Consider the following 15921-nt stretch of genomic DNA (forward strand, 5'->3'; position numbering starts at 1 on the left):
GCACCGATGACCGATCGACCGATCTCCAGCGTGCTGGTCGCCAACCGGGGCGAGATCGCCTGCCGGGTCTTCCGCACCTGCCGTGACCTCGGCATCGCGACGGTGGCGGTGTACTCCGACGCGGACGCGGAGGCCCTGCACGTACGGGAGGCCGACGCGGCCGTACGCCTGCCGGGGACGGCCCCCGCGGACACGTATCTGCGGGGCGACCTGGTGGTGGCGGCCGCCCTCGCGGCGGGCGCCGACGCCGTCCACCCCGGCTACGGATTCCTCTCCGAGAACGAGGCGTTCGCGCGGGCCGTGATCGACGCGGGCCTGGTGTGGATCGGGCCGCCGCCGGAGGCGATCGAGGCCATGGCGTCGAAGACCCGCGCGAAGGAGCTCATGGGCGTCCGGCCGCTCACCGACGTCACCGAGGCCGACCTGCCGGTCCTGGTGAAGGCGGCGGCCGGCGGCGGCGGCCGCGGCATGCGCGTCGTCCGCGAACTCGCCGCCCTGGAAGGGGAGCTGGCGGCGGCCTCGGCCGAGGCGGCGAGCGCCTTCGGGGACGGCGAGGTGTTCGTCGAGCCGTACGTGGAGAACGGCCGCCACGTCGAGGTGCAGATCCTCGCCGACACCCACGGCACCGTGTGGACCCTCGGCACCCGCGACTGCTCCCTCCAGCGCCGCCACCAGAAGGTCGTCGAGGAGGCCCCGGCGCCCGGCCTGCCGCCCGCGCTCGTCGACGAGCTGTACGCGCGCTCGGCGGCGGCCGCGAAGGCCGTCGGCTACGTCGGCGCCGGCACCGTCGAGTTCCTGGTCGCCGACGGCCGGGCCCACTTCCTGGAGATGAACACCCGCCTCCAGGTCGAACACCCGGTGACGGAGGAGATCCACGGAGTGGACCTGGTCGCCCTCCAGATCACGGTCGCCGAGGGCGCCGCCCTCGACCCGGAGCCCCCGGCCCCCCGCGGCCACGCCGTCGAGGCCCGGCTCTACGCGGAGGACCCGGCCGCCGGCTGGACCCCGCAGACCGGTGTGCTGCACGCCCTCGAGTTCCCGGCCGGACCGGGCGTACGGGTCGACACCGGCTACGCCTCCGGCGACTCCGTCCCCGTGCACTACGACGCCATGCTCGCCAAGGTCGTCGTGAGCGCCCCCACCCGGGCCGCCGCCCTGCGCACGCTGGCCCGGGTCCTGGAGCGCGCCCGCATCCACGGTCCCGTCACCAACCGGGACCTGCTCGTCGCCTCGCTCCGCCACCCCGACGTCCAGGACCCCGCCCGGCTCGACACCGGCTTCTACGGACGCCACCTGGAGGCGCTGACCCGGCCCCGGGACGGCGAGGAGTACGCCGCCGTGGCCGCCGCGCTCGCCGGGGCCGCCGCCCGCCGGGGCCGGTTCGGCGGCGGCTGGCGCAACGTCCGCTCCCAGGACGAGACCCGCGCCTACGGCACGCACGAGGTCCGCTACCGGCCCGCGCGCGGCGGCGGCTACGAGGTGACCTCCCCGCCGGGCGTCCGGGTCCTCGCGGCCGCCCCCGACCGCGTACGCCTCGAAGTCGCCCGCGTCGTCCGGGACGTCGACGTCACCGCGTACCCCGACGGCACCGTCCACGCCGGCCCGCACCGGCTCATCGCCCGCCCCCGCTTCACCGACCCGCGCGAGCAGACCGCCCCCGGCTCCCTGCTCGCCCCCATGCCCGGCACCGTCGTCCGCGTCGCCGAGGGCCTCGCCGTCGGCGACCGGGTCGAGGCCGGGCAGCCCCTGCTCTGGCTGGAGGCCATGAAGATGGAACACCGGGTCACCGCGCCCGCCTCCGGCACGCTCACCGCGCTCCACGCCGCCCCCGGCCGCCAGGTCGAGGTCGGTGCCCTGCTCGCCGTCGTCCAGCCCGGGGAACGGGCCGACGTACCGACCGAAGCCCAGGAGGAAGCCCCCGCATGAGCACGATCGTGGAATCCCCGGAGCACACCGCCCTGCGCGCCGCCGTCTCCGCCCTCGGCCGGCGCCACGGACCGGGCTTCGACCGGGCCGCCCTGTGGGCCGAGGCCGGCAAGCTCGGCTACCTCGGCGTGAACCTGCCCGAGGAGTACGGCGGCGGAGGCGGCGGCATGGCCGAGCTGTCCATTGTCCTGGAGGAGGCCGGCGCGGCCGGCGCGCCGCTGCTGATGATGGTGGTCTCGCCGGCGATCTGCGGCACCGTGATCGCCCGCTTCGGCACCGACGCGCAGAAGGCCGCCTGGCTGCCCGGGCTCGCCGACGGCAGCCGCACGATGGCCTTCGGCATCACCGAGCCCGACGCCGGCTCCAACTCCCACCGCATCACCACCACCGCCACCCGCACCGAGGACGGCTGGGTCCTGAACGGCCGCAAGGTCTTCGTCTCCGGAGTCGACATCGCCGACGCGACCCTGATCGTCGGCCGCACCTCCGACGCCCGCACCGGCAGCCTCAAGGCGTGTCTCTTCATCGTCCCCACGGACACGCCCGGCTTCGGCCGCCGGCACATCGAGATGGAACTCGACGCCCACGAGAAGCAGTTCGAGCTGACCCTGGACGACGTGCACCTGCCGGCCGACGCCCTCGTCGGCGACGAGGACGCCGGACTGCTCCAGTTGTTCGCCGGCCTCAACCCCGAGCGGATCATGACGGCCGCCTTCGCGATCGGCATGGGCCGCTACGCCCTCGGCCGGGCCGTGGCGTACGCGAAGGAGCGGCAGGTCTGGAAGGCGCCCATCGGCGCCCACCAGGCCATCGCGCACCCGCTCGCCCAGGCCCACATCGAACTCGAACTCGCCGGCCTGATGATGCGGAAGGCGGCCGTCCTGTACGACGCGGGGGACGACGCGGGCGCGGGCGAGGCCGCCAACATGGCGAAGTACGCGGCGGCGGAGGCGTGCGTGAGGGCGGTCGACACGGCCGTGCACACCCTCGGCGGCAACGGCCTGACCAAGGAGTTCGGCCTCGCCCGGCTCGTCACGGCGGCCCGGGTGGCGCGGATCGCGCCGGTCAGCCGGGAGATGATCCTGAACTACGTCTCGATCCACTCCCTGGGGCTGCCCAAGTCGTACTGAACCGGCGGTTCGAGCCGCGGGTCCGCGCCGACCGGGCGCGGCCCGCAGGGGCTCATACCGGGGTACGAGACGGGGGTTGGCTCCCTGGTACGACGCCGGCGGGGCCGTGCGGGTGGGACGGTGCGCGGTGTCAGCCCAGCGAGGAGGAGCCCCGATGTCCCCGGCCCCCAGCACCAGCACCGGCCCCCACCCCGCCGCCGGCGGTACGGCCCGCGTCACCCGCGTCACCCGCGTCGCCCGTGCCGCCCGCGCCGACCTCCGTACCGCCGGGTACGCCTTCCTGGCCCTCCCCGCCGGCCTCGCGGCGGCCGCCCTCGTCCTCCTCGGCCGCCCCGCCCGGGCCGCCCGGCTGCGGGCCCGGCTCACGGGCGGCGGCGCCGCCTGGACCGGCGGCCGTGCCCTCGCCCGTACGGTGCTCGGCCTGCCCCTCGACGCGGCGGCCTTCGTCCTGATCGGCTACGCCCTGTTCAACTCCGGCCGCAACTTCGCCTATCCCCTGTGGTACCTCGACACCGACTACCACCAGGCGTGGGGCGGCCCCACCATGGCCGGCGTCTGGTCCGTGCACGCGCTCGGCTGGCTGCTCTGCCTCGCGGTCCTCCTCCACTGGCCGGTCCGCCTGCTGGCGAAGGGCCAGCGGGCGCTGGACCGGCGCCTGGCGGGCGGCGGCGGGGTCAGGCCGTCGTCCAGGGGCGGAGTTTCTCGGGGTTGAGGACGGCCCAGATGCGGCGGATCCGGTCGTCCGCGATGTCGAAGGCGTAGACCGACACGACGACGCCGTCGAGGCGGGCCGCCAGGCCGGGCTGGCCGTTGACCGTGCACTCGTGGACCGACAGCCGGCCGGGGACGGTCCGGGAGGCGAAGAAGCGGGCGATCGTCTCGGCGCCCTCGATCGGGTGGGGCGTGGCCGTGACGAGACCGCCGCCGTCTCCGACGGCCACGGCGTCCGGATCGAGCAGACCGATCAGGGCGTCGATGTCCTGGGCCTGCCACGCCTGCTTGAAGTCCCGGATGACCCGGGCCCGCTGGGCCGGCGGCGCGGCGGGCGGACGCGAGGCGTCGATGCGGCGGCGGGCCGAGGACGCCAACTGGCGGCAGGCCGCCGGGCTGCGCCCGACGATGTCGGCGACCTCGGCGAAGGGATAGCGGAAGACGTCGTGCAGGACGAACGCGACCCGTTCGGCCGGCGTCATCGATTCGAGCACCACCAGGAAGGCCATGGCGACCGACTCGTCGAGCGTGACGCGGTCCGCCGGATCGGCCGTGCCGCCGTCCGCCGCCCCGGCGGGCCAGTCGTCGCGCGCGGGCAGCGGCTCGGGCACCCATTCCCCCACGTAGCGCTCCCGCCGGGCCCGGGCCGAGCGGAGCACGTCCAGGCAGACGCGCCCGGCGACCTTCGTCAGCCAGCCGCCGGGGGACGCCACCGCCTCCCGCTGCTCCCGGGACATCGCGTACCAGCGGGCGTACGTCTCCTGGACGACGTCCTCGGCCTCGGCCAGGGACCCCAGCATCCGGTAGGCGAGGTTGATCAGCCGGCGCCGTTCGCCGGTGACCGCGCCCGTACGCGGGTCGAGCAGGCCGTCGTCCTGCGCGGACGGGATGGTCGTCATGTCTCGCGGCTCCCTCGGTCGGAACGTCCCCCACCCCTACGACGGGACGGCGCCCCGGAATGTGAGGCCGGCGCCCCGCCTCACATCCCGCCGGGCCGTCTCGTCGTACAGCCGCACACCCCTACCGAAGGAGTTACGCGATGACCACCCACGAGACCGAGATCCGGGCCCTCCTGGCGAGCCGCGCCGACGCCCAGCGGACGAAGGACATCGACCGGCTCATGTCCTTCTACGCCCCCGACGCCGTCTACTACGACGTCGTCCCGCCGCTCCGGTTCACCGGAACCGACGAGATCCGCCGCAACTTCCTGCGCTGGTTCGACGGATACGTCGGCCCCATCGGCCTGGAGACCCACGACCTGACCCTCGCGGCCGGCGCGGACACCGCGTTCGCGCACATGCTCCACCTGGACTCGGGGGAGCGCAAGGGCGGGCTCCAGGCGTCGATCTGGGTCCGGGAGAGCGTCTGCCTGCGCCGGTCGGAGGACGGCACCTGGTCGATCACGCACGAGCACATCTCGATCCCGCTCGACCCCACGACGATGGGCGTCTGGCTCCCGGCCGACAAGGACCAGCCCGCCCCCGCCTGGTCCTGAGCCGCCCGCGCCACGGGCCCTCACCCGACGTGGACCACCCGGGCCCAGTCCGGCGGGCCCTTCGGGACGTAGTCCGGGTCGTCCTCGTTCACCCGGCGGGCCGGGCCGAGCCGGGGGAACAGGCCGACGACCGTCCGGCACGGCGGACGTGAGGACGGCCAGGGCGTCTGCCCGTCGGTGAGGACCACGATCACGTCCGGGCGGGGCGTGGCGCGCAGGGCGGTGGCGAAACCGGTGCGCAGATCCGTGCCGCCGCCGCCGAGCAGCGGGATGCCCTCCGCCGCGCACAGCGGATGCACCACGTTCGCCGACGCGTCGCAGGGCAGCACGCTGACGAGGTCGCGGCGACCGCCGACGGCGCGGGAGATCGCCGCCACCTCCAGCAGGGCGCTGCCGAGCTCGGCGTCGCTGACCGACCCCGAGGTGTCGATGATCACCGACACCCGGGGCGGCCGGCGGCGCAGGCTCGGCAGGACGACGCCGGGCAGGGCCACCTGGCGGCGGGACGGCCGGCCGAAGCTGTGGTCCTGGCCCGCCCCCGACCCGGAGGCCGCCGACCGCACCGCCGCGCCCAGCAACTGCCGCCACGCCTGCGGCGGATGGAACACCTCCTCGGCCCAGCGCCGCCAGCTTCGGGGCGTGTCGCCCGGGGCGCCGGTGATGCCCTGCGCGACCCGGAATCGGACCGCGTCCTGCTCCTGCTCGCTCAGGCCGTGCGCGCCGTCGGGGCCGAGCTCCCAGTCCCGCTCCAGGCCGTCGGCGCCGCTGCCGCAGTCCAGCCAGGCGGCCGCGTCGGGCAGCCACGCCCCGAGCCGGAACAGCCGGAGGTAGTCCTCCATGAGCTCGCCGTCGGGCAGGCCCAGCGTCCGGGGCAGCACCGCGCCCTCGGGCCGTACGAGACCCTCCCCGTACACGTCGTCGTTGATCTCGCAGTCCGCGGCGATGTTGATGCGCAACCGGTCGCCCGCACCGGCGAGCCCGCGCTCGCGGGCGACCCGGTCGCCCCGGCCGTGGTGGTCCCGCAGCAGGTGGGACACCTCGTGCACCCACACCCCGGCGAGCTGCTCGACGGGCGTGCGGGCGACGAAGGCGGGCGAGACGTAACAGCGCCAGTGGCGGTCGACGGCCATCGTCGGCACCCGCCGCGACTCCACCACGTGCAGGGCGAACAGCGCCGTCGCCAGATACGGCCGCACGCGGACGGCGTGGAGGCGCGCGGCGAACAGCTTCTCGCGGTCGAGGGGGGTGGGGGTGGGGCACGTCCGGGCGGGTCCCGGGCGGTCGGGGTCCGGGCGGTCGGGGTCCGGGCGGTCAAGGGACGTCGGGGCGGGGGGCGTCGCCGGGGTCATCGGGCCGCCCCGTTCCCGGCGGTGGCGCCCGGGATCGCCGCGCGCGCCACCGAGCGGTCCGTCCGCCGGGACAGCGACACCACGCCGGCCAGCCGCTCGATCTCCGCCGGGACGTCCCACTCCTCCCGCCGCAGCGCCGCCAGGGTCGTGGCCGGCACCACCACCAGATCCGGCGCCCCGGTCTCCAGCGCCCGCACCAGCAGCCGCCAGGCCGCGTCCCAACGCGCCTGCTCCGGGCGTGCCTTGACCGCCTCCACCACCCCTTCGAGGGCGGCCTGGCGGCGGTCGCCCCGCTCGGGCAGCTCGGCGTTCGCCGGGTCGGCGAGCAGCAGTTCCGGGTCGGGCAGGTCCATCCGGTCCAGCCAGGCGAGGAGTTCGAGCCCGGCGCCGTCGCCCACGGTGCCGCGTACGAGCAGCGAGAGCACGTCCCGGGAGGCACCGGCGGCGGTGGCGAAGGCGATCAGCGACAGGGCCATGTCCCAACTGCGCGGCGACGGCCACGCCCCGCCCCGGCGGGTCTCGCCGTCCGGCAGCCGGTGCACGAGCGCGGGCCGTGTCGTGAGCAGCCCGCACACCGCCCGGCGGGCGACGTCCACGGCCTCAGGCAGCCGCGCGGGGTCGAGCCGCGGCAGCGTGGCCCGGGGCCAGGTGCCGCCGAGGCCGCGGACCACCACCTCGTGGTCGTGGGTCCATTGCAGGTGCACGAAGCGGTTGGCCAGCGGAGCGCTCAGCTCCCAGCCGTCGGCGGCCGAGGCCCTCGGGTTGGCGGCAGCCACGATCCGCACGTCCGGCGGGAGCCGCAGCGACCCGATGCGCCGCTCCAGGACGAGGCGGAGCAGCGCCGCCTGGACGGCCGGGGTGGCGGTGGACAGCTCGTCCAGGAACAGCAGCCCGCGGCCGGCCCGGACGAGCCGCACGGCCCAGTCCGGCGGGGCCAGCGGCACGCCCTGTTCCGCCGGGTCGTCGCCGACGACCGGCAGGCCGGAGAAGTCCGACGGCTCGTGCACGCTGGCGATCACCGTGGTCAGCGGCAGGTCCAGGGACTCGGCGAGCTGGGTCAGGGCGGCGGTCTTGCCGATGCCCGGCTCGCCCCACAGCAGCACCGGAAGGTCGGCGGCGACGGCCAGGGTCAGGGCTTCGAGCGGCGGGTGGGGGCGGGGTTCGGTGGTCGTGTCCCGCAGCAGGGCGAGCAGGTCGGCGGCGACGTCGAGCCGCGAGGTGGAGGCGGAAGCGGGCGCGGGCGCGGGAGCAGAGGGAGCATATGTGGTCATAAGGGTCACCTGAGGGTGTGAGGCGGAGAGGGGAGAAGACGGAGGTGCCGGCGCGGTCAGTGGCCGGGGCGGTACGGGTGGGCGTAGGCGTGCCGGGGGCGCGGGCGGTGGTCCTTGTGGCGGGTGCGGCCCGGCGCCGCGCGCGGCGGCTCGACGAGGCCCGCCCGGTACAGCCCGTACGTGGTCCGCCGGCGGGCCGCCGCCTCCAGGGCCTCCCGGAGCGCGCCGTCCCGCAGCACCGCCTCGGGGCCGAGCAGCCCCTCGACGACGGCCAGGGCCCCGGCGGTGTCGCCGTGGTCCAGGCGCTCGCGGACACCGGCGAGGCAGTCGGGGCGGCGGTGCGCCTCGTCGATGGCCCGCAGACACGGCAGCGGGGACCCGGAGAGGGCGGCCAGCAGTTCCTCCCGCCGGATCTCGGCGGGGTCGTGGTTCAGCGGGGCCAGGGCGCCGTCGACCAGGCCGATCCGGTGCAGGGCCCCGCGGCACTCGACGGCCCGGGGGCGCCCCGGATCGTACGGCGCCGGGGGAGGGGCCGCGTCCGGCGCGTACCCCGGTACGAGGGCGGCGGCGACCAGCGGGTGCAGCCGGCCGGGCTCGATCGCGCCGGCCCGCAGCAGCTCCAGGTCGGGCGGGACCCAGGTCGCCGCGTCGGGCAGCAGCGGCAGGGCGAGGGGGAGCGGCACGGGTGGTGCGCCGACCCGTACGCCGTCCGGTCCGACGTCGAGGACGAGCCGCCGGGCCCCGGCCCGTACGGCCACGGTCCCGTGGGAGCGGCCTTCGGCACGGAGCACGATCCGGGCCTCCTCCGCCCACCGCCCGACGGCCGCCCGCGACCCGTACGAAGCCCCGCCGAGCCCCGGAAGGCCCCCGGGGCCCCCGGGGCCCCCGAGGACCGCGAGATCCCCGGGGCCCGCGAGGGCCGCGAGATCCCCAAGACCCCCGCGCCCCTCAAGGCCCGGGAGCTCTTCGCGCTCCTGGAGGCCGGTGAGTCCTTCCGGCTCCGACCACGTCGGGTCGCGGTCCGCGCCCGAGCGGGCGCGCAGGTCGTTCGTGCGGCGGGCGTCCCAGAGGTGGCGGTGGAGGTCGAGGCGGAAGCGGCGGCTGGGGCGGGGGTGCGGGTGCCGGCCCGGGGGCCGGAACGTGGGCGTGCCGTCCCACAGGGCCAGGCTGAGCCGTTGCCCGCCGTCCGCCCAGGCGGGCGCCGTGCGGACCACGAGGCGCACCTCGCCGTAGCGGGCCAGCGGCACGGTGAGGCCGGGGCGGAGGAGTCCGTCCGGGGCGATCCTCGGCAGGTGCCAGCGCAGCAGGTCGGGCGCCAGGTGCCGGAGATCGGAACGGACGCGGGCGGCGAGCTCCGCCCCGCGGGCACGGGCGAGCGACGTGAGGTCCAGGTCGACGTCGAAGCCCGCGGCGGCGCACGCACCGGCCCAGTCGCCGGCGAGGCGGCGGGCGGTCGCGGTCTCGATCATGGTGGCCGGCACGGCGAACTCGCGTACGCGCGGCCAGAAGGAGAGACGGGAGAGGGAACGGGAATCACCGTTCGCGGCGAAGGATCGAGTGGCCATCAGCACTCACCTTGCGCGGACGGGTCCCCCAATCTGATCAGCGGAAGAGTCGTCATCGCGGCGATCGTAGCCCTCGCCCGCGCGGCCGCGCCAGGCAATTCCCGAACCATGCATGCACGCTTGATTGTTTCCCGCTCTGCTGCCAGGGTCTCCCCAAGCCGCACCCGCACCAGCCATCCTGTCGCCACCACCTACCCAGAGTCAGGGGGCCCACACGCATGGTGTTCCAGAGCGAGTTCGCGGATGTTCCCGTGGTGTCCCTCCCCATCCACGACGCCGTCCTCGGCCGCGCCGCCGAACGCGGCGACACCCCGGCCCTGATCGACGGCACCGGCGGGGAGGGGGCGCTCACCCTCACGTACGCGCAGGTCGACGCCTTCCACCGGCGGGTCGCCGCCGGGCTCGCCGAGGCGGGTGTCCGCAAGGGCGACGTCCTCGCCCTGCACAGCCCCAACACCGTGCTGTTCCCAATCGCCTTCTACGCCGCCACGCGCGCAGGGGCGTCCGTCACCACCGTGCATCCGCTGGCCACGCCCGAGGAGTTCGCCCGGCAACTGCGCGACTCCTCCGCCCGCTGGATCGTCACCGTGTCCCCGCTGCTCGCGACCGCCCGCGCCGCCGCCGGACTCGTGGGCGGGATCCGGGAGATCTTCGTCTGCGACCAGCCGCCGGCCGGGCCCGAGGGCGACGGCGTCCGCTCGCTCCAGAGCTTCCTCGGCTCGACCGCGCCCGACCCGGCCCCGGACATCGACCCCGCCACGGACGTCGCCGCCCTCCCGTACTCCTCCGGCACCACCGGGACCCCCAAGGGCGTGATGCTCACCCACGCCTCCGTCGCCACCAACCTCGCCCAGCTCGAACCCCTCATGCCGATGGGCCCCGGCGACCGGATCCTCGCCGTCCTGCCGTTCTTCCACGTCTACGGCCTGACGGCGCTGATGAACGCCCCGCTGCGGCGCGGCGCCACCGTCGTCGTCCTGCCCCGCTTCGAGCTCGACGGCTTCCTCGCCGCCGTCGAGAGGCACCGCATCACCGCCCTGTACGTGGCACCGCCGATCGTCCTCGCCCTCGCCAAGCACCCGGCGGTCGCCGCCTACGACCTGTCCTCGCTGCGGTACATCGTCTGCTCCGCCGCCCCGCTGGACGCCGCGCTCGCCGAGGCGTGCTCGGCGCGCCTCGGGCTGCCGCCGATCCTCCAGGCGTACGGGATGACCGAACTCTCCCCGGCCACCCACCTCGTGCCGCTCGCCGCGAAGAACCCGCCGCCCGGCACCGTGGGCAAGCTGCTGCCCGGCACCGAGATGCGGCTGGTCTCGCTCGCCGACCCGGCGGCGGACGCCGCCCCCGGCGAGGAGGGCGAGATCGCGATCCGCGGCCCGCAGGTCATGAAGGGCTACCTCGGCCGGCCCGAGGCCACCGCCGCCATGGTCGACGCGGACGGCTGGCTGCACACCGGCGACATCGGGCGCGTCGACGAGGACGGCTGGCTGTTCGTCGTCGACCGGGTCAAGGAACTCATCAAGTACAAGGGCTTCCAGGTCGCCCCGGCCGAGCTGGAGGCCCTGCTCCTCACCCACGACGGCGTCGCCGACGCGGCCGTCATCGGCGTGCGGGACGCCGACGGCACCGAGATACCGAAGGCGTTCGTGGTGCGCCAGCCGGCGGCGGCCGGGCTCACCGCCGAGGACGTCATGGCCCACGTCGCCGAGCGGGTCGCCCCGTACAAGAAGATCCGGCAGGTGGAGTTCGTCGACACCGTGCCCCGAGCGGCGTCGGGCAAGATCCTGCGCCGGGAACTGAGGAACCGCGCATGAGCCTCGTCCGTACGGAATCCGACCGCGGGATCACCACCCTGACCCTGGACTCCCCGGCCAACCGCAACGCGCTGTCGGCGCCGCTCGTCACCGAGCTCGCCGAGGCGTTCACCGCCTGCGCCAAGGACCCGTCGGTCCGGGCCCTGGTGCTCACCCACACCGGCTCCACCTTCAGCGCCGGCGCCGACCTGAAGGCACCGCCCGGCCCGTACGCCTTCGTCGACCTGCTCCGGCAGATCGTCGAGCTGCCCAAGCCGGTCGTCGGCCTCGTCTCCGGCCACGCCCGCGCCGGCGGCCTCGGGCTGCTCGGGGCGTGCGACGTGGTCCTCGCGGCGGACGGCTCCGACTTCGCGCTCACGGAGGTACGGATCGGGGTCGCCCCCGCCGTGATCTCGCTGACCCTGCTGCCCAAGCTGGAGCCCCGCGCGGCAGCCCGCTACTACCTGACCGGCGAGCGCTTCGGCGTCCCGGAGGCCCGCGCGATGGGCCTCGTCACGGCCGGCGCGGCCGACCTGCCGGACATCCTCGACGGTCTGCGCGCCGCCTCCCCGCAGGGGCTGCGCGAGGCGAAGCGGCTGGTCACGGCTAAAGTCCTGGCAGCCTTCGAGCGGGACGCGGAGGAACTGGTCCAGTTGTCCGCCTCGCTGTTCGCCTCGGCCGAGGCACGCGAAGGGATGACGGCCTTCCTCGAACGACGGGACCCAGCATGGCGGATGTGACCGGCCCTCAGGACGGCGCCAGGAACGGCGGCGCCAAGGCCGGCCCCAAGCAGGACAGGAGCCGCGCCACCCGGCAGCGGCTCCTGGAGGCGGCGGTGGCCTGCCTGGCCGAGCGCGGCTGGGCGGGCTCCACCGTCGCGGTGGTCGCCGAGCGGGCCGGGGTGTCGCGCGGCGCCGCCCAGCACCACTTCCCGACCCGCGAGGACCTGTTCACGGCCGCCGTCGAGTACGTCGCCGAGGAACGCTCCCAGGCGCTGCGCACCCTGCCCACGCAGGACCGCCGCTCGGTGGTCGCGGCCCTGGTCGGCCTCTACACCGGCCCCCTGTTCCGCGCCGCCCTCCACCTGTGGGTGGCCGCCTCGAACGAGGAGCAGCTCCGCCCCCGCGTCACGGAGCTGGAGGCCAAGGTGGGCCGCGAGTCCCACCACATCGCCGTCGAGCTGCTGGGCGCGGACGAGTCCCGGCCGGGCGTCCGGGAGTGCGTCCAGGGCCTGCTCGACATGGCCCGCGGCCTGGGCCTGGCCACCCTCCTCACCGACGACCGGGCCCGCCGCGAGCGGGTGGTGGCCCAGTGGGCGACCCTCCTGGACGAGGCCCTGGGCTGAGCCCCGCGCTCCGGGCCGGGGCCTCCCGCTCCGGGGCGGAGCCGAGGGCCCCGCAGTACGCTGGTCGCATGCCTGCGCTCGTACGTCGCCGCCACGTGGACCTGCTCCGCGTCGCGAGCATGGGGTGTACGGGCCGCCTCTGAGCCCGTCGCCCGGCCCCTTCCCGTACACCTTCCTCGAACCTTCGTACACCTTCGTACACCTTCGCGGACGCACGCCATGAGCCATCCGACGCAGCCCCCCTCGCCGTATCCGTCGTACGCCTCCCAGCTCCCCATCGTCGACCTCTCCGCCGCCGACCGGGGGCCCCGGGCCCGTCGTCTGCTGCACGCGCAGTTGCATTCCGCCGCCCATGACGTGGGCTTCTTCCAGCTCGTCGGGCACGGGGTCACGGAGGCCGAGACGCGGGCGCTCACCAGCGCCATGCGGGCCTTCTTCGCGCTGCCGGAGGCCGAGCGGCTCGCCCTGGACACCACGAACTCGCCGCACTTCCGCGGCTACACCCGGATCGGCGACGAGCGGACCGGCGGGGCGCGGGACTGGCGCGACCAGCTCGACATCGGGGCCGAGCGCCCGGCCCACATCCCGGGGCCCGGGGAGCCGCCCTACTGGTGGCTCCAGGGCCCGAACCAGTGGCCCGAGGCCCTGCCGGAGCTGCGGCTCGCCGCGCTGAACTGGATCGAGCGGCTCTCCGGGGTGGCCGAGCGGCTGCTGCACGAGCTGCTCGCCTCGATCGGCGCCCGGCCCGACTTCTACGACGACGCCTTCGGCTCCCGCGCCCACCCGCAGCTCAAACTGGTCCGCTACCCGGGCAGCAGCGGCGAGGGCGACGACCAGGGCGTCGGCGCGCACAAGGACTACGGCTTCCTCACACTGCTGCTCCAGGACCAGGTCGGCGGGCTGCAGGTGGAGCGGGAGGACGGGATCTTCCACGACGTGCCGCCGCTGCCGGGCGCGTTCGTGGTGAACCTGGGCGAGCTGCTGGAGGTGGCGACGAACGGCTACCTCGTCGCCACCCACCACCGCGTGGTGTCGCCGCCCGGGGCGACGGAACGGTTCTCCGTCCCGTTCTTCTACAACCCGCGGCTCGACGCCAGGATCGCCCCGCTGGAGTTCCCGTACGCCGCCGCCGCGCCCGGCGTCACGGCCGACCCGGCGAACCCGCTGTTCGCCGAGTACGGCCGGAACGAGCTCAAGGGCAAGCTGCGCGCCCATCCGCTGGCGGCGGCCCGCCACCACGCCGACCTGCTCGCGGCGGCGGGCCGGCCGGCGATGTCGCACTGACCGCCGGCGGCCGGCGTCGTGACCCGTGCGGTCAGCCGACGATGTCGGCGTAGCCCTCGATCTCGCGCGGGTCGCGCTGGCCGGGACCCACGTAGCGCGCGGACGGGCGGACCAGGCGGCCGGTGCGCTTCTGCTCCAGGATGTGCGCCGACCAGCCGGCCGTGCGGGCGCAGGTGAACATCGAGGTGAACATGTGCGCCGGGACCTCCGCGAAGTCGAGGACGATCGCGGCCCAGAACTCGACGTTCGTCGCCAGGACCCGGTCCGGACGGCGGTTGTGCAGCTCTTCGAGGGCGGCCTTCTCCAGGGCCTCGGCGACCTCGAAGCGGGGCGCCGCGAGCTCCTTCGCCGTGCGGCGCAGCACGCGGGCGCGCGGGTCCTCGGCGCGGTAGACGCGGTGGCCGAAGCCCATGAGCCGCTCGCCCTTGTCGAGCGCCTGCTTCACGTACGCCGTCGCGTCGCCGGTGCGCTCGATCTCCTCGATCATGCCGAGGACGCGGGACGGCGCGCCGCCGTGCAGCGGGCCCGACATGGCGCCGACGGCGCCGGACAGGGCGGCGGCCACGTCGGCGCCGGTGGAGGCGATCACGCGGGCGGTGAAGGTGGAGGCGTTCATGCCGTGCTCGGCGGCCGAGGTCCAGTAGGCGTCGACGGCCTTGACGTGCTTCGGGTCCGGCTCGCCGCGCCAGCGCACCATGAACCGCTCGACGACCGTCTCCGCCTTGTCGATCTCGCTCTGCGGCACCATCGGCAGGCCCTGGCCGCGGGCCGACTGGGCGACGTACGACAGGGCCATGACGGCGGCGCGGGCGAGGTCGTCGCGGGCCTGCTCGGCGGAGATGTCCAGGAGCGGTTTGAGACCCCAGACCGGGGCGAGCATGGCCAGCGCGGACTGGACGTCGACGCGGATGTCACCGGAGTGCACCGGGATCGGGAACGGCTCGGCGGCGGGCAGGCCCGGGTTGAAGGCGCCGTCGACGAGCAGGCCCCAGACGTTGCCGAAGGAGACATGACCGACCAGGTCCTCGATGTCGACCCCGCGGTAGCGGAGGGCACCGCCCTCCTTGTCGGGCTCGGCGATCTCGGTCTCGAACGCGACGACTCCTTCGAGTCCCGGTACGAAGTCAGACATGAGGCGGCTCCTCTGCGCGATGTGGCGAAACGCCGGTGTGATCGATCCTTCGATACGTCGATGTGATCGATGATCAATCATCCCGGCGGCCGGTTGGCGGAACGGAACAGTGATCCAGCGGATGAGTCTGTACGGTTCCGATGATGCGGGGAAAGGTGACATCCGGCACAGTGCGCCGATCCGGCGACGAAGGATTAGGCGTACGCGGTGCCGGGCACACTGGGACGCTACGGCAGGATGGGGCCCGTGACCGACGCTCTCGATCCCGCCGACATGCGCGAGCAGTACCGGACCATGGAGCTGACCGTGGCGGACCTCGCACCCGAACCGGTCGAACAGTTCGCGCGCTGGTTCAAGGACACCGTCGCCAATCCGGCGATCCACGAGCCGAACGCGATGGTCGTCTCCACCGCCACGCCCGACGGCCGCCCGTCCTCGCGCACCGTGCTGCTCAAGCACTACGACGACGCCGGCTTCGTCTTCTTCACGAACTACGGCTCCCGCAAGGGCCGGGAGCTGGACGCCAACCCGCACGTCTCGCTGCTCTTCCCCTGGCATCCGCTGGCCCGTCAGGTGATCGTGACCGGGCGCGCGGCCCGCACCGGACGGGACGAGACGGTGGCGTACTTCCGCACCCGGCCGCACGGCTCCCAGTTGGGCGCGTGGGCCAGCCGGCAGTCCACGGTGATCGAGTCGCGGGCCGAGCTGCTCGCCCGCTACGAGGAACTGGCCGCGCGCTACCCGGAGGGCGAGCAGGTGCCGGTGCCGCCGGAGTGGGGCGGTGTCCGCGTCGTCCCGGAGACGGTGGAGTTCTGGCAGGGGCACGAGAACCGGCTGCACGACCGGCTGCGGTACGTGCGGGAGGGCGAGGGCTCCTGGCGGGTGGAGCGGCTGTCGCCCTGACGGGCCGGGTCTTCACC

At 75.1% G+C, this 15921-nt stretch carries 14 protein-coding genes; 9 read left to right on the forward strand and 5 right to left on the reverse strand.

The window, feature by feature from the left end; translation table 11 throughout:
- Positions 1–6: 6 nt before the first annotated feature.
- The 3 genes from ABZ135_RS15570 to ABZ135_RS15580 all read left to right on the forward strand — a co-directional run bounded on the left by ABZ135_RS15570 (position 7) and on the right by ABZ135_RS15580 (position 3768).
- Positions 7–1926 (forward strand): biotin carboxylase N-terminal domain-containing protein, encoded by a 1920-nt coding sequence (locus tag ABZ135_RS15570; protein WP_356695850.1) that lies wholly within the window; start codon positions 7–9, stop codon positions 1924–1926.
- Positions 1923–3056, forward strand: a complete 1134-nt coding sequence (locus ABZ135_RS15575; protein ID WP_356695852.1) for an acyl-CoA dehydrogenase — start codon at positions 1923–1925, stop codon at positions 3054–3056. The genes ABZ135_RS15570 and ABZ135_RS15575 overlap by 4 nt, the downstream gene beginning before the upstream one ends.
- 154 nt (positions 3057–3210) lie before the next feature.
- Complete coding sequence (locus tag ABZ135_RS15580) at positions 3211–3768, forward strand: hypothetical protein (RefSeq protein WP_356695854.1); 558 nt, start codon at positions 3211–3213, stop codon at positions 3766–3768.
- Here ABZ135_RS15580 and sigJ read toward each other — a convergent pair.
- On the reverse strand, positions 3731–4666 hold the full coding sequence (gene sigJ / locus ABZ135_RS15585) for an RNA polymerase sigma factor SigJ (RefSeq protein WP_356695856.1): 936 nt from the start codon (positions 4664–4666) through the stop codon (positions 3731–3733). The two genes, ABZ135_RS15580 and sigJ, sit on opposite strands and share 38 nt — an antisense overlap.
- 140 nt (positions 4667–4806) lie before the next feature.
- Here sigJ and ABZ135_RS15590 point away from each other — a divergent pair, with 140 nt between their 5' ends.
- On the forward strand, positions 4807–5262 hold the full coding sequence (locus ABZ135_RS15590; protein ID WP_356695858.1) for a nuclear transport factor 2 family protein: 456 nt from the start codon (positions 4807–4809) through the stop codon (positions 5260–5262).
- 20 nt (positions 5263–5282) lie between these two features.
- On the opposite strand, the gene ABZ135_RS15595 is transcribed toward ABZ135_RS15590, so the two are convergent.
- From ABZ135_RS15595 to ABZ135_RS15605, 3 genes are read right to left on the reverse strand one after another with little or no spacing between them, the layout of a single operon-like run.
- Positions 5283–6611 (reverse strand): VWA-like domain-containing protein, encoded by a 1329-nt coding sequence (locus ABZ135_RS15595; protein ID WP_356695860.1) that lies wholly within the window; start codon positions 6609–6611, stop codon positions 5283–5285.
- Positions 6608–7882 (reverse strand): AAA family ATPase, encoded by a 1275-nt coding sequence (locus ABZ135_RS15600; protein WP_356695862.1) that lies wholly within the window; start codon positions 7880–7882, stop codon positions 6608–6610. The genes ABZ135_RS15595 and ABZ135_RS15600 overlap by 4 nt, the downstream gene beginning before the upstream one ends.
- Positions 7883–7938: 56 nt before the next feature.
- Complete coding sequence (locus ABZ135_RS15605; protein ID WP_356695864.1) at positions 7939–9447, reverse strand: hypothetical protein; 1509 nt, start codon at positions 9445–9447, stop codon at positions 7939–7941.
- Between the two features lie 218 nt (positions 9448–9665).
- Here ABZ135_RS15605 and ABZ135_RS15610 point away from each other — a divergent pair, with 218 nt between their 5' ends.
- From ABZ135_RS15610 to ABZ135_RS15625, 4 genes are all read left to right on the forward strand, one after another.
- A complete protein-coding gene (locus ABZ135_RS15610; protein WP_356695866.1) occupies positions 9666–11261 on the forward strand; it encodes a 4-coumarate--CoA ligase family protein in 1596 nt (531 codons plus the stop codon).
- On the forward strand, positions 11258–11980 hold the full coding sequence (locus ABZ135_RS15615) for an enoyl-CoA hydratase family protein (protein ID WP_356695868.1): 723 nt from the start codon (positions 11258–11260) through the stop codon (positions 11978–11980). Before ABZ135_RS15610 ends, ABZ135_RS15615 begins: the two co-directional genes overlap by 4 nt.
- Positions 11968–12585 (forward strand): TetR/AcrR family transcriptional regulator, encoded by a 618-nt coding sequence (locus tag ABZ135_RS15620; protein WP_356695870.1) that lies wholly within the window; start codon positions 11968–11970, stop codon positions 12583–12585. Before ABZ135_RS15615 ends, ABZ135_RS15620 begins: the two co-directional genes overlap by 13 nt.
- A 219-nt stretch (positions 12586–12804) precedes the next feature.
- Positions 12805–13869, forward strand: a complete 1065-nt coding sequence (locus ABZ135_RS15625) for a 2-oxoglutarate and iron-dependent oxygenase domain-containing protein (RefSeq protein WP_356695872.1) — start codon at positions 12805–12807, stop codon at positions 13867–13869.
- A gap of 31 nt (positions 13870–13900) precedes the next feature.
- Here the strand turns inward: ABZ135_RS15625 and ABZ135_RS15630 are convergent, their stop codons facing one another.
- Positions 13901–15001, reverse strand: a complete 1101-nt coding sequence (locus ABZ135_RS15630; protein ID WP_356695874.1) for a citrate synthase 2 — start codon at positions 14999–15001, stop codon at positions 13901–13903.
- Positions 15002–15274: 273 nt separating this feature from the next.
- On the opposite strand from ABZ135_RS15630, the gene pdxH reads away from it, so the two are divergent.
- Positions 15275–15904, forward strand: a complete 630-nt coding sequence (gene pdxH, locus ABZ135_RS15635; protein ID WP_356695941.1) for a pyridoxamine 5'-phosphate oxidase — start codon at positions 15275–15277, stop codon at positions 15902–15904.
- Positions 15905–15921 lie beyond the last annotated feature (17 nt).

The organism is Streptomyces sp. NPDC006339, assembly GCF_040612775.1.
Taxonomy (GTDB): Bacteria; Actinomycetota; Actinomycetes; order Streptomycetales; family Streptomycetaceae; genus Streptomyces.

What these genes read in the sequence shown, in the direction of transcription:
- ABZ135_RS15570 (WP_356695850.1), top strand. Translation starts at nt 7, where the DNA reads ATGACCGATCGACCGATCTCCAGCGTGCTGGTCGCCAACCGGGGCGAG.
- ABZ135_RS15575 (WP_356695852.1), top strand. Translation starts at nt 1,923, where the DNA reads ATGAGCACGATCGTGGAATCCCCGGAGCACACCGCCCTGCGCGCCGCC.
- ABZ135_RS15580 (WP_356695854.1), top strand. Translation starts at nt 3,211, where the DNA reads ATGTCCCCGGCCCCCAGCACCAGCACCGGCCCCCACCCCGCCGCCGGC.
- sigJ (WP_356695856.1), bottom strand. Translation starts at nt 4,666, where the DNA reads ATGACGACCATCCCGTCCGCGCAGGACGACGGCCTGCTCGACCCGCGT.
- ABZ135_RS15590 (WP_356695858.1), top strand. Translation starts at nt 4,807, where the DNA reads ATGACCACCCACGAGACCGAGATCCGGGCCCTCCTGGCGAGCCGCGCC.
- ABZ135_RS15595 (WP_356695860.1), bottom strand. Translation starts at nt 6,611, where the DNA reads ATGACCCCGGCGACGCCCCCCGCCCCGACGTCCCTTGACCGCCCGGAC.
- ABZ135_RS15600 (WP_356695862.1), bottom strand. Translation starts at nt 7,882, where the DNA reads ATGACCACATATGCTCCCTCTGCTCCCGCGCCCGCGCCCGCTTCCGCC.
- ABZ135_RS15605 (WP_356695864.1), bottom strand. Translation starts at nt 9,447, where the DNA reads ATGGCCACTCGATCCTTCGCCGCGAACGGTGATTCCCGTTCCCTCTCC.
- ABZ135_RS15610 (WP_356695866.1), top strand. Translation starts at nt 9,666, where the DNA reads ATGGTGTTCCAGAGCGAGTTCGCGGATGTTCCCGTGGTGTCCCTCCCC.
- ABZ135_RS15615 (WP_356695868.1), top strand. Translation starts at nt 11,258, where the DNA reads ATGAGCCTCGTCCGTACGGAATCCGACCGCGGGATCACCACCCTGACC.
- ABZ135_RS15620 (WP_356695870.1), top strand. Translation starts at nt 11,968, where the DNA reads ATGGCGGATGTGACCGGCCCTCAGGACGGCGCCAGGAACGGCGGCGCC.
- ABZ135_RS15625 (WP_356695872.1), top strand. Translation starts at nt 12,805, where the DNA reads ATGAGCCATCCGACGCAGCCCCCCTCGCCGTATCCGTCGTACGCCTCC.
- ABZ135_RS15630 (WP_356695874.1), bottom strand. Translation starts at nt 15,001, where the DNA reads ATGTCTGACTTCGTACCGGGACTCGAAGGAGTCGTCGCGTTCGAGACC.
- pdxH (WP_356695941.1), top strand. Translation starts at nt 15,275, where the DNA reads ATGCGCGAGCAGTACCGGACCATGGAGCTGACCGTGGCGGACCTCGCA.